Annotated in this window: 15 protein-coding genes; 2 read left to right on the top strand and 13 right to left on the bottom strand. The window is 38.7% G+C overall.

Annotation, left to right across the window (positions count from 1 at the left end; all coding sequences use genetic code 11):
• Positions 1-10 precede the first annotated feature (10 nt).
• Positions 11-787 (top strand): 5'/3'-nucleotidase SurE, encoded by a 777-nt coding sequence (gene surE, locus ATCC51562_RS07680; RefSeq protein WP_021091778.1) that lies wholly within the window; start codon positions 11-13, stop codon positions 785-787.
• Entirely contained in the window at positions 777-1427 is a 651-nt protein-coding gene (locus tag ATCC51562_RS07685; RefSeq protein ID WP_021091744.1) for a ThiF family adenylyltransferase, read from the top strand. The genes surE and ATCC51562_RS07685 overlap by 11 nt, the downstream gene beginning before the upstream one ends.
• 815 nt (positions 1428-2242) lie before the next feature.
• Here the strand turns inward: ATCC51562_RS07685 and ATCC51562_RS07690 are convergent.
• The 13 genes from ATCC51562_RS07690 to pglA all read right to left on the bottom strand — a co-directional run bounded on the left by ATCC51562_RS07690 (position 2243) and on the right by pglA (position 14987).
• A complete protein-coding gene (locus ATCC51562_RS07690; RefSeq protein ID WP_021091757.1) occupies positions 2243-3757 on the bottom strand; it encodes a 2-isopropylmalate synthase in 1515 nt (504 codons plus the stop codon).
• A gap of 146 nt (positions 3758-3903) precedes the next feature.
• The gene (gene pssA, locus ATCC51562_RS07695) at positions 3904-4635 is read right to left on the bottom strand and encodes a CDP-diacylglycerol--serine O-phosphatidyltransferase (protein ID WP_021091822.1); all 732 of its coding nucleotides are present in this window, start codon (positions 4633-4635) and stop codon (positions 3904-3906) included.
• Positions 4628-5254, bottom strand: a complete 627-nt coding sequence (locus ATCC51562_RS07700; RefSeq protein WP_021091662.1) for a phosphatidylserine decarboxylase — start codon at positions 5252-5254, stop codon at positions 4628-4630. The genes pssA and ATCC51562_RS07700 overlap by 8 nt, the downstream gene beginning before the upstream one ends.
• A gap of 2 nt (positions 5255-5256) precedes the next feature.
• The gene (gene ftsH, locus ATCC51562_RS07705; RefSeq protein ID WP_021091790.1) at positions 5257-7182 is read right to left on the bottom strand and encodes an ATP-dependent zinc metalloprotease FtsH; all 1926 of its coding nucleotides are present in this window, start codon (positions 7180-7182) and stop codon (positions 5257-5259) included.
• On the bottom strand, positions 7175-8008 hold the full coding sequence (locus ATCC51562_RS07710) for a 50S ribosomal protein L11 methyltransferase (RefSeq protein WP_021091545.1): 834 nt from the start codon (positions 8006-8008) through the stop codon (positions 7175-7177). Before ATCC51562_RS07710 ends, ftsH begins: the two co-directional genes overlap by 8 nt.
• Positions 8008-8373, bottom strand: coding sequence for a chemotaxis response regulator CheY (locus tag ATCC51562_RS07715; protein WP_002939933.1), 366 nt, complete (start codon positions 8371-8373; stop codon positions 8008-8010). The genes ATCC51562_RS07710 and ATCC51562_RS07715 overlap by 1 nt, the downstream gene beginning before the upstream one ends.
• Positions 8374-8436: 63 nt before the next feature.
• Entirely contained in the window at positions 8437-9147 is a 711-nt protein-coding gene (gene hisA, locus ATCC51562_RS07720; RefSeq protein ID WP_021091592.1) for a 1-(5-phosphoribosyl)-5-[(5-phosphoribosylamino)methylideneamino]imidazole-4-carboxamide isomerase, read from the bottom strand.
• Positions 9147-9758, bottom strand: coding sequence for an imidazole glycerol phosphate synthase subunit HisH (gene hisH, locus ATCC51562_RS07725; RefSeq protein ID WP_021091733.1), 612 nt, complete (start codon positions 9756-9758; stop codon positions 9147-9149). Before hisH ends, hisA begins: the two co-directional genes overlap by 1 nt.
• 16 nt (positions 9759-9774) lie before the next feature.
• Complete coding sequence (gene pglF / locus ATCC51562_RS07730; protein ID WP_021091823.1) at positions 9775-11556, bottom strand: UDP-N-acetylglucosamine 4,6-dehydratase (configuration-retaining); 1782 nt, start codon at positions 11554-11556, stop codon at positions 9775-9777.
• Positions 11557-12648 (bottom strand): UDP-N-acetylbacillosamine transaminase, encoded by a 1092-nt coding sequence (pglE, locus tag ATCC51562_RS07735; protein WP_021091815.1) that lies wholly within the window; start codon positions 12646-12648, stop codon positions 11557-11559.
• Between the two features lie 48 nt (positions 12649-12696).
• Positions 12697-13287, bottom strand: a complete 591-nt coding sequence (gene pglD, locus ATCC51562_RS07740; RefSeq protein ID WP_021091699.1) for a UDP-N-acetylbacillosamine N-acetyltransferase — start codon at positions 13285-13287, stop codon at positions 12697-12699.
• Positions 13274-13879, bottom strand: a complete 606-nt coding sequence (gene pglC, locus ATCC51562_RS07745) for an undecaprenyl phosphate N,N'-diacetylbacillosamine 1-phosphate transferase (RefSeq protein WP_021091777.1) — start codon at positions 13877-13879, stop codon at positions 13274-13276. Before pglC ends, pglD begins: the two co-directional genes overlap by 14 nt.
• The gene (gene pglA, locus ATCC51562_RS07750) at positions 13872-14987 is read right to left on the bottom strand and encodes a N,N'-diacetylbacillosaminyl-diphospho-undecaprenol alpha-1,3-N-acetylgalactosaminyltransferase (RefSeq protein ID WP_021091606.1); all 1116 of its coding nucleotides are present in this window, start codon (positions 14985-14987) and stop codon (positions 13872-13874) included. Before pglA ends, pglC begins: the two co-directional genes overlap by 8 nt.
• Position 14988 lies beyond the last annotated feature (1 nt).

The raw sequence follows: 14988 nt of genomic DNA on the forward strand, positions 1-14988 counted from the left end.
AGGATAAAATTTGAAAGAAATTTTGATAACAAATGACGATGGATTTGAGGCGACTGGCTTACTTGCTTTAAAAGAAGCTTTAAGCGAGCTAGATGGCGTAAATGTCACGATCGTAGCTCCAAGTTCTGAAAAATCAGCCTGCGCTCACTCTTTGACACTCACAAGGCCTCTTAGGTTTATAAAACTTGATGATGGCTTTTTTAAACTTGACGACGCAACGCCAAGTGACTGCGTCTATCTAGCACTTCACGCACTTTATAATAAAAAGCCAGATCTAGTGATAAGTGGCATAAATCACGGAGCAAATTTAGGCGAAGATATAACCTACTCTGGCACGTGCGGAGCGGCGATGGAGGGCGTTTTGCAAGGCATTAGAAGTATCGCCTTTTCGCAGTTTTATGCAAATAATTCATTAAATGAACTTGGCTTTGAGCTAGCAAAAGAGGTGGTGAAATTTATCGTATCAAAGGTGCTAGAGGGTGAAATTTCGCTAAATCAAAGAGAATTTCTAAATGTAAATATTCCGGCTGTAACTAGCAAAAATTTCAAAGGCTACTCCGTCGTCCCAGCTGGCAAACGCACCTACGCCACGCATGCTACGCTTAATCGCAACCCAAGAGGTATCGAGTACTACTGGCTTGGAAACGCTGCGCTTGAATACGAAAAAGGCGAGCCAAGTGACATCAGCAAGGTAAATGAGGGCTTTGCCACGATAACGCCCATAAAACTAAATATGACTTCATATGAGAGCTTGGAGAGCCTAAAGGGGAAATTTGATGCAAAATGATAGATTTACAAGGATAAGATGGCTCTTTGGTGAGGATGGTTTTAGCAGGCTTCAAAGCGCAAAAGTGCTAGTTTGTGGAGCTGGAGGCGTTGGTGGGATGTGCGTAGATGCGCTTGCTAGAAGCGGGGTTGGGCACATCACTTTAATCGATAAAGACATCTTTGATGTGACAAATCAAAACCGCCAAATTTACAGCGAAAACGTGGGCGGCATAAAGGTGGAGGAGTTTGCCAAAATTTATCCTTGCATCACGCCTATGCAGACGCTGATCACGCCTGAGTTTGTCGCTGGATTTGACTTTAGTAAATTTGACGTGGTGATCGATGCGATCGATGATATCACTGCCAAGATCGCCCTTGCAAATGCGGTAGATCCTAGCAAATTTATAGCCTCGATGGGCGGTGCAAAAAGGATCGATCCAACCAAGATAAAGGTGGCTAGCGTATGGAAAACCTCGGTCGATCCGTTAGCTAGAAAATATAGATATGAGCTCAAAAGATCAGGCTTTAGCGGTAAATTTGACGTGGTCTTTTCAACAGAAGAGCCACTTTGCAAGCCACTTGGAAGTTTCATGGGCGTGACTGCTTGCTTTGGACTAAATTTAGCTTCACTGGCTGTTAAAAAAATAGTTGGACAGTAAGTCAAGAATTTATTCTTCGAGTAAAATTTCAAATTAGAGCTGGCATTTTGTGGATATAAATTTAGTAGCCAGCTCTACAAAACACGAATTTAACAATCCAAGATGAGAATCTAGCAAATTTTAAAATTTATGAGCGAATAATTTCGGCTCTAAAATTTGAGATAAGCGGTAAGCGAAGCCAAGACTTTTAATCAAAACATTAACCCATAAGCCCTAATCTTGGCTACAGCGTGGAAATCGCTTATTTTAGTAACAGGGGCTTATGGAAATTTTATAAAATCAAAAGAGAAAAACTAAACAAGACAAGGTAAATTCTCTTTGATTTTTATGGAAGTATCATACAAAATTTAGTAGTCAATTCTTACGAGTGAATGAAAGTTTAAAATTTGCAAAGACGGCTTGATTAAATTTGCAATTTTTTATTCGAAAGAGAGGCAAGGGGACTTAATTTTACTTCTCAGGCTCGCAACTGCGTGGCAGACACGAAGTCCACCCCTTATCCCCCTCCTGCCCCTTTTTTAATCCACCCCCTCGCACATTCAAGGGGCATGTGCTAGTACTTCGCACTGCATGCGGTCTAAACCCTATCAAATTTTAAAATTTACAAGCGAGCATATCACGCTTCTAAATTTAGTGGCGAATGTTTATGAGTCCTAAAATTAGTAAGTTGCTAAGGCGAGTGAGTAAGATTTTAAATTTTGCAAAGATAGTAAAAAATCTATTTTTTAAATAAAGACTTTGAATTTTAAAAATTTATATAGTTTTTGGATTAAATTTAAAGTAGCCAGCTGCAATTTTAACAGCCAGCTAAAATTTTAGTTTTTATGTATGCGAAGGTAGCTATTTAGCGCGCCAACATAGGCTTTTGCGCTTGCCATCATAGTATCTATGTCAAGTCCATGGCCTATTACAGCCGTTTTGCCCTCAAACTCGACCTTTACATCAACCTTAGCAAGTGCGTCTTTACCTTGGGAAACAGATGCCACTTTATAGTCTTTTAGTGTGCCACTAATGCCACTAATACGATCAACTACCTTAAATATCGCATCAGCGGTACCATTTCCTAGAGCTGAGTCACTGATGATCTCATCATTGTGTTTTATGCTAATTGAAGCACTTGCAAGGCTTCCGCCACTACTTTGAAGAAGGGCCGTGATCTCATAAGCTTGTGGAATTTTTGTAATCTCTTCAGCTACAAGAGCTCTGATATCATCATCAAATATCTCTTTTTTCTTATCAGCTAGCTCTTTAAATTTTTCAAATGCCTTATTAAGAGCATCGCTATCAAGGTCAAATCCAAGGCTAGCAAGCTTATCTTTAAACGCGTGGCGACCACTATGCTTACCTAAAACAAGAGAATTTTTCTCAAGGCCTATACTCTCAGCGCTAATTATCTCATAGGTCTCTTTGTGCTTTAACACGCCGTCTTGATGTATGCCACTTTCATGAGCAAACGCGTTTTTACCAACGATAGCTTTATTTGGTTGAGGCTCAATGCCTATAATACTAGCAATCAGTCTTGAAGTTGGATAAATTTCTTTTGAAATAATGTCTGTATAAAATGGAGCAAAGACGTCTTGGCGGGTTTTGATAGCCATCACGATCTCTTCAAGCGCAGCATTTCCAGCACGCTCACCTATGCCATTTATTGTACCTTCAACCTGCCTTGCACCAGCTTTTATAGCCGCTAACGAGTTTGCCGTAGCCATACCTAAGTCATTGTGATTATGCACAGAGATTATTGCTCTATCGCCTACAAATTTTACTATTTCACTAATGCGAGCAGTTATCTCTTCAGGATATAAATAACCAACTGTATCAGGGATATTTAAAGTTTTTGCACCAGCATTTATAGCAGCATCACAAATTTCTTTTAAAAAGCTCATTTCACTTCTACAAGCGTCCTCGCAGCTAAACTCCACATCATCGCAAAAGGTTTTTGCGTATTTTATAGACTCGACTGCACGTTTTATTACTTCATCTGGGCTCATTTTTAGCTTGTACTCCATATGAATTGGGCTTGTCGCTATAAATGTATGAATTCTCTTATTTTTAGCTGGAGCCAATGCCTCGCCAGCTGCCTTAATATCACGCTCAACTGCACGTGCAAGAGAGCAAACCGTGATATTTGAGGCTTGCTTTGCTATTTGATTTACCGCATCAAAATCCCCTGGGCTTGCTGCAGCAAATCCGGCTTCCATAACATCCACGCCAAGCCTTTCAAGCTGAAGTGCGATCTGTAGTTTTTCAGCTGTATTCATCGATGCACCAGGGCTTTGCTCGCCATCTCTTAAAGTTGTATCAAAGATTATAATTTTATTCTTATCCATTTTTGTCCTTTTTTTATTTTTTATATTTAAATTTTAAATTTGATGAGTTAAGTAAAGAAAAATTTGCTACCTAAGTAGCAGCAGTAGAGAGTTTTTGATTTCGATTTTTGGTAAAAATTTATGTGATTTTATGACGCCATTTTCGCTCATTCGCTCTCCTTTTTTTTGGAATTTTTACTAAACATTATAGTAGCTCTTACTATACCATAAAGCATATAGATGCTCATAACCAAAGTCGCGCTTTCAAATGGATATAGATAAAGCATCGAAAACGCAACTACAAGAGCTACTAAAATTCTTATCACGTGGGTTTGTTTTAAATTTATTTTTTTAAAGCTTGGATAGCGGATGTTGCTAACCATTAAAGCTGCCAAAGTAGCTTCAAGTAGCATCAAGCACCACTCAAATCCCTCTAAAAAAGTATAGTCGATATAAATTCCAACCCAAAGTACGCTCACAATAGCTGCTGATGGAATAGGAAGTCCGATAAAAACATTTGGCTCATATGTACCAGTAGTGACATTAAAACGAGCAAGCCTAATAGCTCCAAAAACCACAAACATAGCAGCTATAAGCGCTCCAAATCTGCCAAAATTTTTACCAATAGTCAAATAAAATAAAATAGCTGGCGCTACACCAAAAGCAACAAGATCTGCAAGGCTATCAAACTCTACCCCAAATTTACTAGTTGTCTTTGTAAGTCTAGCCACGCGTCCATCAAGTCCATCTAAAATAAGCGATAAGATTATATAAATAATGGCTTTAAAATAGTTGCCTTGAATAGATGAAATAATGCTAATAACACCCAAAAAAGCACTAGCTGCTGTAAATAAATTTGGCAAGATATACATTAGTTGCATCTTTTGTATGTTATTCATCTCTTTTTCCCTCTTCAAAATATCCCAAAAGTGAAGCAGCCTTTACGCTTTCTCCGACGCTTACACATATTTTAGTATCTCTTGGTAGGTATAAAATCACCTCACCACTTCCTAAAAAACCAAATTTTCTAGATGCTTTCAGGCTAGTAACATTTGAAATTTCTAAACTTCGACTGAAAGCTCCAGCTATAATTTTCATAACAAATTTTATATTCTCTTTTTCAAAGCGAATAATCGCTCTTTCATTTAAAAATTCTGAAATTTTCATAGCTTGACACAAAAATAAGCCATGTCTTTTGCGTATTTCAGCTACTTTTACATCACTTACAGCCCTTAATGTACCAACATCAAAAAAAGATTTTTTTATGACGATCTTAGCTACTTCATTATTGTCAAAATTTGAAGCACTGATCTCTTTTATCTTGCCATCAATCGGCGATAGTAAAGCCAATTTATCATCAGAAAATGGCTCTCTTTCAGGATCTCTAAAAAAATAAAGTCCCAAAAAAAGTAAAATAGCAAAAAGCAGTGGCAAAATCCCAAATAGCAAAGATAAAACAAATAAAATTAGAAAAAATAATATAAATTTATATCCTGCTTTCGCGATATAGCCACTCATTTTTATTCCTCTTTTTTACTCTTTTCGTCTTCTTCGGTCTCTACAAGCCTACTCTCTAGACTATTTTCGATCTCATAGTTTTTAATAATCTCTCTAACTCTTTTTCCTTCGATTGTTTCTTCTTCATAAAGTGCTGATACCATATTTTCAATAGCACCTTTATAAATTTCAAGCAAACCAAGCACAGCTGTGTATCTTTCATGAAGAAGCGTTTTTACAAACTCATCAACCTTTTCAGCCATCTTATCACTGTAATCTTTGATGCTTTGACCACCATTTAAAAACGTAGCACGTTGCTTTTCAAGTACCATAAGACCGGCAACATCGCTCATACCATACATACTAACCATAGCTTTTATGATATCAGTCGCACGCTCTAGGTCGTTGCTAGCTCCGGTTGAAATTTCTTTAATAAACACCTCTTCAGCTGCTCTACCGGCCAAAAGTACATCTACTTCTGCTATCAGCTCATGCTTTTGCATCATAAATTTATTCTCTTCAGGCGTGTTTAGAGTATAGCCAAGTGCCGCAAGACCACGTGGCACGACTGAGACTTTTGTTACCCTTTTTGCACCTTTTGTTAGCTCAGCTATCAAGGCATGACCACACTCATGATAAGTGACGATCCTTTTTTCTTTTGGATTTACGCGGCGAGACTTTTTCTCAAGTCCAGCAATCGATCTCTCAACAGCCTCCACAAGATCGGCCTGCTCAACAAAAGTCTTTGACTTACGTCCTGCAAGAAGTGCAGCCTCATTTATGATATTTTCAAGATCAGCACCTGCTAAACCAGTAGTAAGCCTTGCGATATCCTCGATATTTACATCTTTGCCAATCTTTACATCTTTCATGTGAACTTTTAAGATGTCGCAGCGTCCTTTAAAATCAGGTTTATCAACAAGCACTTGCCTATCAAATCTACCTGGCCTTAAAAGCGCAGCGTCCAAAACTTCAGGTCTATTTGTAGCCGCTATAACGATAACTGGCGACTTATCCGCGTCAAAGCCATCCATCTCAGAAAGAAGCTGATTTAGCGTTTGCTCTCTCTCGTCGTTGCCACCCATTGGACCAGAATTTCTACTTTTACCGATCGCATCGATCTCATCTATAAAAACAATCGCTGGAGCCTCTTTTTTAGCATTTTCAAAAAGATCTCTAACTCTGCTTGCGCCAACGCCGACAAACATCTCTATAAAGCTTGATGCTGACATAGAGAAAAACGGCACACTAGCCTCGCCCGCAACTGCTCTTGCAAGAAGCGTTTTGCCTGTGCCCGGAGGGCCAACTAGCAAAATTCCTTTTGGAATTTTTGCCCCAAGTCTTAGATACTTATCAGGACTTTTTAGATAATCAACTATCTCTTGAACCTCTTCTTTTGCCTCTTCGACACCTGCGACATCATCAAACTTAACTTTTGGTTTTTCAGAATTTATAAGTTTTTTTGCACTTCCTATGCCAAGTATGCCACCGCCAATATTCTTTTGCATACGACTAGCAATAAACATCCAAATAGCAAAAAATATAAATACCGGGATGATCCATGAAAATATAAGATCACCAAACCAGTTATTTTCGCTATAAACGCTATAAGTTATGCCATTTTGCTCAAGTATACCAATGAGCGTTGGATCATTTATACGTTTTGCAAGATAGATAGTTTTGTCACTACCTATGCCTTTTATGGTAGTTTCCGAGATAGCAACCTCATTTAGCTGCTTATTTTTTAACATATCTTTAAACTCAGAATAAGCTACCATTTTACTCTGAGCATTGCTATTTAGCCCAAAAGAGCCACCTAGTCCGTCTCCACTAAAGCTTCTAAAAGCTAAAACTATAACTATTGCAAAAATGGCAAAAATGAAAATAGGATTTTTATTAAAAAAACCGTTATTATTGCCATTGTTTTGGTTATTATTTTGGTTATTCATCTATTTCCTTATAAACAAAGCTACTCCAATCGTTACTTTGTTTTATCTCAATTAGCTCCAAATCCTTAAATGTATCTTTAATCCTATCTTCGTATTTGTTTAAAATTCCTGACAATACCAAGTAGCCGCCTTTTTTAAGCGATTTTTTTAAGTCATTTGAGAGCATAAAAATGACATCAGCGATGATATTTGCTACGACAATGTCATATTTTTGCTCTAAATTTGCGATAGAGCCTGTCCAAATTTTATTAAATTTAACCTCATTCAACTCGGCGTTGCTAAGTGAGCTTTGTGTAGCTTGCTCGTCTGTATCACAAGCATCGACCTTACAGCCAAGCTTTGCCAAGGCGATACTTAAAATTCCACTTCCACAACCTACATCTAAAGTAGTATTGCCACTTTTTGCATATTTTTGTAAAAGCTGCAAGCAAGAATTTGTGCTTTCATGGTGCCCTGAGCCAAAGGCTAGAGCTGGGTCGATTATGATATTTGTTACGCCATTAAGTGGCTCTTCCCAGCTAGGCCTAACATAAATTTTATCAACCAAAATAGGTTTAACTGCCTTTTTATATTCACCTAGCCAGTCTTTATTTTCTTTTAAATTAAGAGAAATTTTTAAATCATTTGAAATTTTACGAACACTAGAGAGCCCTTTTACATACTCTTCGATACCCCAAGCTATATCTTTTAGATCATACTCTTCCCTGATAATGATCTCGTGATCTAGCTCTTCAACACAGGTGACTCCAAAAGAGAAAACTAGCTCTAAAATTTCATCATAAAAATTTGATGTTTTTATGCTTAATTCGTAGAATTTATCTTTCATTAACCAAGAACGTCTTCAAGCTTCTCTTTTAAAACTTGTGGCGTAAAAGGTTTAACGATGTAGTTATTAACACCTGCTTTTAAAGCTGTTATAACTTCGGCTTTTCCGCCCTCTGTTGTTACCATTATGATAGGCATATCAACATACTTTTGCTCTGCTCTTACCTTTTTAACAAGCTCAAGACCATTCATCTCAGGCATATTCCAGTCAGTGATAAGAACTTCGATACCTTCGTTTTGAGTTAAGATATTCCAGGCCTCAAGACCGTGCTCAGCCTCAAGAATTTCTTGATGTCCTAACCTTTGTAAAGTATTTTTTATGATTCTTCTCATTGTTGAACTGTCATCTACAACCAAAATCTTCACATAATATCCTTTTAGTAAAAATTGCCCTATTCTAGCTAATTTAAATTTATAAAAGCTTTAACGCTATCTAAGTAGTTTAAAGGCCTTTTTTAGGTCAAGCAACCCCTCATAGTAGGCTTTCCCAACTATTACGCCACTAATCTCATTTGTGGCTTTTAGCATCAAAATATCATTTATATCACTCACGCCACCACTTGCTATCGTCTCAAGCTTGCTATTTCTAGCTATTTGCAAGCTAAACTCAACATTGACTCCGCCAAGCATTCCATCCTTATTAATATCGGTGCAAATCACAGCTTCCACGCCAACATCTGCAAATTTTCTTGCAAGATCAACTGCTTTTATATTTGAGATCTCACCCCAACCTTGCACGGCCACATAGCCATCTTTTGCGTCAATGCCAACTACAACTCTATAAATTTCAGCCATTTTTGCTGTAAATTCTGGATCTCTAAGAGCTACTGAGCCAAGGATCACTCTACTAACTCCAAGGTCTAAATAGCGTTTTATTCGCTCTTCATCTCTTATGCCACCACCCACTTGGACGCTTAAATTTGTAGCCTTTGTAATCTTTTCAATTGTTTTAAAATTTATCGTCTCTCCAGCAAATGCACCATCTAAATCAACCACATGAAGCCATTTTGCGCCATAATCTTCAAATTTCTTAGCAAGTTCACTTGGCTCGTTGCTATAAATTTTTGCACTTTGCATAAGACCTTTGCTAAGTCTAGCCGCTTGTCCCTCTTTTAAATCAATCGCTGGAAAAATTTCCATCATAACCTCGCAAAATTCTCTAAAATTTTAAGTCCAGCTTCATGACTTTTTTCTGGATGAGGCTGAAAGCCAAAGATATTTTCATGCCAAACCGCACTTGTAAATTCATATCCATAAGTCGTCTTTGCCAGTGCAAATTTATCATCACAAATCACATGATAGCTATGTACAAAATATAAATACTCAAGCTCTTTTAGTCCTAAATTTAATGGACTATTTTGCTTAAATTCCAAAGCGTTCCAACCAATATGGGGTATCTTTAATGGTTTATCGAAATTAGCTTCATTAAATTTTACGACCTCACCAGGCAAAAGAGAGAGTCCCTCATGCTCGCCAAACTCAAAGCTTCGCTCAAATAAAAGCTGCATACCAAGGCAAATTCCTATAAAGGCTTTTCCACTTTTCACAGCTTCTTTTATCGCTTCATCCATGCTGTTAAATTTTAGTTTCTTCATCGCCTCACCAAAAGCTCCAACGCCTGGTAAAACAATGTGCGAATACTCCTTTAAATTTTCGGGCTTACTTACTAAGGCACATTTTTTGTCAAGAAAATCGAAAGCATTTATCACACTTTTGATATTTCCGGCCCCATAGTCAATTATCGCTATCATTGTTCTTTGCCTTTAATTAGCCTTTTAAATTTAGCGCATGATTAAACTCAGGCACGATAACCTTAAGCGCAGGTGCGATCTCATTATCCTCAAGCTGTAAAAGCTCACTTATCTGCGAGTTTAAAAGCGCTAAATCGTAAGGCTCTGAATGCGTCACAAAGATCGATTCATACTTAGTTTGAACGTCATCTTTGTTGATAAGCAGCTCTTCATAAAGCTTCTCGCCTGGTCTAAGACCTACAAATTCTATACCCAGATGCTCTTTATTTGAAAGAAGAAGCATCTTTTTAGCAAGATCAACTATCTTAACAGGCTCGCCCATATCAAGTACGAAAAGCTCTCCACCTTTTGCGATAGAGGCTGCTTGAAGGACTAGCTGACACGCCTCAGATGTGAGCATAAAATATCTTGTAATCTCTGGGTGCGTGACGCTTAGTGGCCTATTTGCAGCGATCTGTGCTTTAAATTTAGGTATAACAGATCCGCTTGAGCCAAGGACGTTACCAAAGCGCACGCAAACTATCTCACATACACCTGCTTCGTTTGAATTTAGTGCATAAAGCTCACAAACACGCTTAGTTGTACCCATTATGTTTGTTGGACGCACAGCCTTGTCTGATGAGATCATGACAAATTTTTTAACACCATATTTTTTTGAAAGATCGACTGCATTTTTCGTACCAAGGATGTTGTTTTCAACTGCTGAGCGAGGATTTAGCTCGCAAAGTGGCACGTGCTTGTAGGCCGCAGCGTGGATGACGATCTCTGGTCTAAATTCTTCAAAAACCTCTTCAAAATCTTTTAAATTTGTGATATTTACAAGCTTACTAACAGTTCTTTTATCTTTTGTATCTTCGCCTATTTTATAAAGATTAAACTCGCTGTGCTCAACCATTACAAGCTCACTTACGCCATATTTCAAACACTGCTTACAAATTTCGCTTCCTATACTACCGCCAGCTCCAGTGACAAGCACTCTTTTATCTTTTAAGAAATTTGAAATAGCCTCTGGGTTTAAATCTTTTGGCTTTCTAGCGAGCAAATCTTCGATCGAGATATCTTTGATCGGCTCATTTTCGATAAGCGAAAAGAGTTTCATATCTCTTATGCCATATCCAGTTAGCTCATCAACTAGAGCTTGAAGCTCATCTTGATCTAATGCAAGCGCGATGATAGCAGTCTTTGCATCATAATCTTTTATAAGGCTTGGTATCTCTTTTTTATCTTGCACTAAAAATCCATCACAATAAGTGCCAACAAGATCGCTCCTGCCATCTACCACTCCAACCGCGTAGTAGTCAAGATAACCTTGTTTTAAGCCACGCAAGACGTGAAGCGCTTTTGACGTTGCACCTATAACAATACAAGGCTCACCTTTGTGAGGTCTATTTGAAAAGTCAAGCACCATGCGTTTTGAAATTCTTAAAAGCCCAACGAGCAAGCATGAAATAAGAAGATCAATGAAAATAACGCTTCTTGGGTATGGATTTAAAAAATCTTGAATGATAAAAAAAACGATCGTAAATAAAACCGCTGAGCAAACGTGAGCTAGGAAAATTTTTCTTGCTTCGTTTAATCCAAAAAACCTCCACGGTACCTTGTAAATTTTAAACATCCACATAAAAAAGAGCTTAAATACGATCAAAAATCCAGCCGTTACAAAAAGCCCTTGCACGTAGATATCTGGGATGTCGGCGTTAAACCTTAAAAGATAAGCCGCATATATCGAAAAGATAAATATAAAAACATCGCCAAGAAGGAAAAATACGAGCCTTTTTAACTTTGTTGCATGAAACATTTACGCATTTTCCTTGACTATTTTTATTACTCTTTCTTGTGTCTGCTCGCTCATATCACTGCCACTTGGCAAGCAAATTCCTCTTGAAAATAGATCTTCGCTATATCCATCGACAAAGCTTAATGCACCATTAAATACAGGCTGCAAGTGCATAGGCTTCCAAAGTGGGCGACTCTCAATATTTTCATCAGCTAGTGCTTTGATAACTTTTAAATGTGCATCTTTTTTAGCAAAAACGCCAGTTGTGAGCCATCTGTTACCACGAGAATTTGGCAGTTCTGGCATAAATTCTAAAATATCGACAAGCTCTTTTTCATAAATTTCAAAGACTTTTCTCTTTTGCTCGACTCTTTTTTCCAAAATTTCCATCTGAGCCACGCCAATAGCACCTAATACGTTGCTTAAGCGATAGTTGTAGCCATAGTCTTTGTGCTCGTAGTGAAGCAAAGGCTCTCTAGCTTGAGTGCTATAAAATCTAGCTTTTTCTACAAATTCCTTGTCGCCAACTAGCATACCGCCGCCTGAAGTAGTGATGATCTTGTTGCCGTTAAAACTATATGCGCCCATCACGCCAAATGTGCCAAGCGCCTTACCGCCGTAAAATCCGCCAAGTGCTTCAGCTGCATCTTCAACCAAAGCGATGCCCTCATTTTGGCAAATTTCACAAATTTCTTTCATCTTTGAAGCTTGTCCGTAAAGATGAGTAACGACTAATGCCTTTGGCTTTTTAGGTAAATTTGAGATCGCTTTTTTAAGTAGTTCTGGGCTTAAATTCCAGCTCTCGTCGCAGTCGATGAAGACTGGAGTTGCTTTTTCATAAAGTATAGGCGAGACTGAAGCCATGAAAGTAAAACTAGAAGCCAGTACAAAGTCGCCCTCTTTTACGCCAAGGACGCGAAGTGCTAGGTGAAGTGCCGCCGTTCCAGCGCTTAGTGCAAGAGCATCTTTTGCTCCGGTGTAGTTTTTTATACTTTCTTCAAATTTATTTACATACTCGCCAAGTGGCGCTATATAGTTACTTTCAAAAACTTTTTTTATATATTCTTGCTCTTTTCCGCTCATATTTGGTGGAGATAAAAAAACCCTATCCATTTCATCCCTTTCGTGATTTTTTGGCGATTTTAGCACTTATTTTTAAATTTATATCTTAGCGCGCTCGCATGCTGGCACGCCGTAAGCCTTTGTGCCATCTTTTATATCTCTAACAACCACGCTTCCAGCACCGATGATGCAGTTTTTGCCAATGCTTATACCTTGAATGACGCTTGAGCCGATACCTATGTGCGTAAATTCGCCCACGCTAACGTTTCCAGCAAGGGCTGCATTTGGGCTGATGTGAGCAAATTTACCTATCACGCACTCATGCTCTATCACCGCGCCAGAATTCATGATAGCGCCCTCTTTTATGTGAGCTTTTGCGTTTATAACGGCATTTGGCATGACAACTACGCCTTTTTCTATCACGGCACTTTCGCTCACAACCGCGCTTTTATGGATCAAATTTACTATCTCAAAGCCAGCGGCCTCGACCTTTTGGCTGATCTTTTGCCTTGTTTTGTTTTCGCCAATAGCTATTATAATGTCTGCTTTTTCAAGCTCTGGGCTAAATTTACACTCACTAGCATCATCTAAAAAAACTATCTCATCATAGCCGTTGCTTCTAGCGATGTCAGCTACGACTAGCCCGTGACCGCTTGCTCCGTAGATGTAAATTTTCTTAGTTTTTGCCATTAAATTTCTCCGTCGTAGCCTGCCCCTCTTTGCTGACGCCACTTCGTTTTAGCACCTTTTCGATGGTCTGTAAGGCAATCTTTACATCAAGCATAAAGCTTAAATTTTTAGCGTAATAGACGTCGTACTCAAATTTTTTCTCCCAGCTTATGGCGTTTCTGCCATTTACTTGCGCTAGCCCTGTGATACCTGGACGTACGTCGTGGCGGTGCTTTTGCGTTTCGTTATAAATAGGCAGATACTCAACTAAAAGCGGCCTTGGCCCAATGAAGCTCATGTCGCCCTTTAGCACGTTAAATAGCTGTGGTAGCTCATCGAGGCTAAGCGAACGGATTAGCTTACCAAATCTACCAAGACGCTGCTCATCTGGCAAGAGCTCGCCATTTGCGTCACGCTCATCGCTCATCGTCTTAAATTTATAAATTTTAAAAATTTTCTCATTAAGACCTGGTCTTGCCTGCGTGAAAATAACATCACGGCTTACTTTAAAATAGATAAAAATCGCCGTTGCTATGATGATAGGTGACGTTAAAATGAGCAAAAACAAAGCCCCCAAAATATCAATCACCCTCTTTAAAAAATTTCTATACATCTATAAATTTCCTATAAATTTCTATATATCTTTTTGCGATTTGCTTCTCGTCAAACTCGCTAACTGCCCAGTCCCTGCCATTTTGACCAAGTCTAGCACAAAGCTCCTCATCATCAAGCAAAATTTTTATCTTGTCAGCAAGATCATTTGCGTCTTTTACTTTGCATAAAAGCCCGTTGTAGCCATCCTTTACTGCTTCGTTGCAGCCTGTCACATCGCTAGCAACGACTGCTTTAGCCATACTCATCGCCTCTAAAACCGTTCTTGGAAAGCCCTCTTTATAGCTAGGGAGTGCCAGCAAGTAAGAAGCCTTTAAAAGCTGTGGTATGTCGTTTCTAGCGCCAAGATATCGCACCTTGCCACCTTTTAAAAAGCTTTCATCTGCGGTTGATTTATTACCAGCAAAACCCTCGCCCACAAAGACAAATTCGCAGTTTTTGTAGCCATTTAAAATTTCAGCTGCCTCGTAAAATTCTCGAACACCCTTGTGCCACATAGCTCTTGCGATCATGAGAATCACCTTTTTATCGCCAAGATCAGCCTCCTGCGTGATAGCTGGGTCAAATTTAGCAGTATCAACACCGACACTTTTTATGCGGCAAACTTTGCTTTTATCTATCAAATTTTTTGAAATCATATAATCAGCGTCCGAATCGTTTACAAACACGCAAGCATCGGCTTTTGCAAAAGAGAGCTTATAAAGGCTCTCCATGACAAAACGCACAGCCTTTGTCTTAAGATCATCATCGATATAAAAGCTACCAAGACCTTCAACCAAATTTATCACGTGCTTTATACCAGCGTTTTTAGCGGCAAACGTACCAAATACATTTGACTTGTGAGCGCCAGTTTGCAGCAGGTCTAAATTTAGCTCGCCCAAAATTTGAGAAAGTTTTTTGGAGTTATTTATCACTGTTAGCGGATTTAAGCTGGCTTTGTCAAGCTCGTAAGTGACAGAGTGAAAGCTTTTAGCAAGCTCATCAGTAAAATTTCCTTTTGGAGCGATAGCAAAAACCTCATGCCCCATATCTTTTAAAGCCTGCATTATAGGGCGTCTAAAAAAGTGTATACTCATATCAGCGTGGCTTAAAAACCCTATCCTTGCCATT

The sequence above is a fragment of the Campylobacter concisus ATCC 51562 genome (assembly GCF_000466745.1).
Classification (GTDB): Bacteria; Campylobacterota; Campylobacteria; order Campylobacterales; family Campylobacteraceae; genus Campylobacter_A; species Campylobacter_A concisus_B.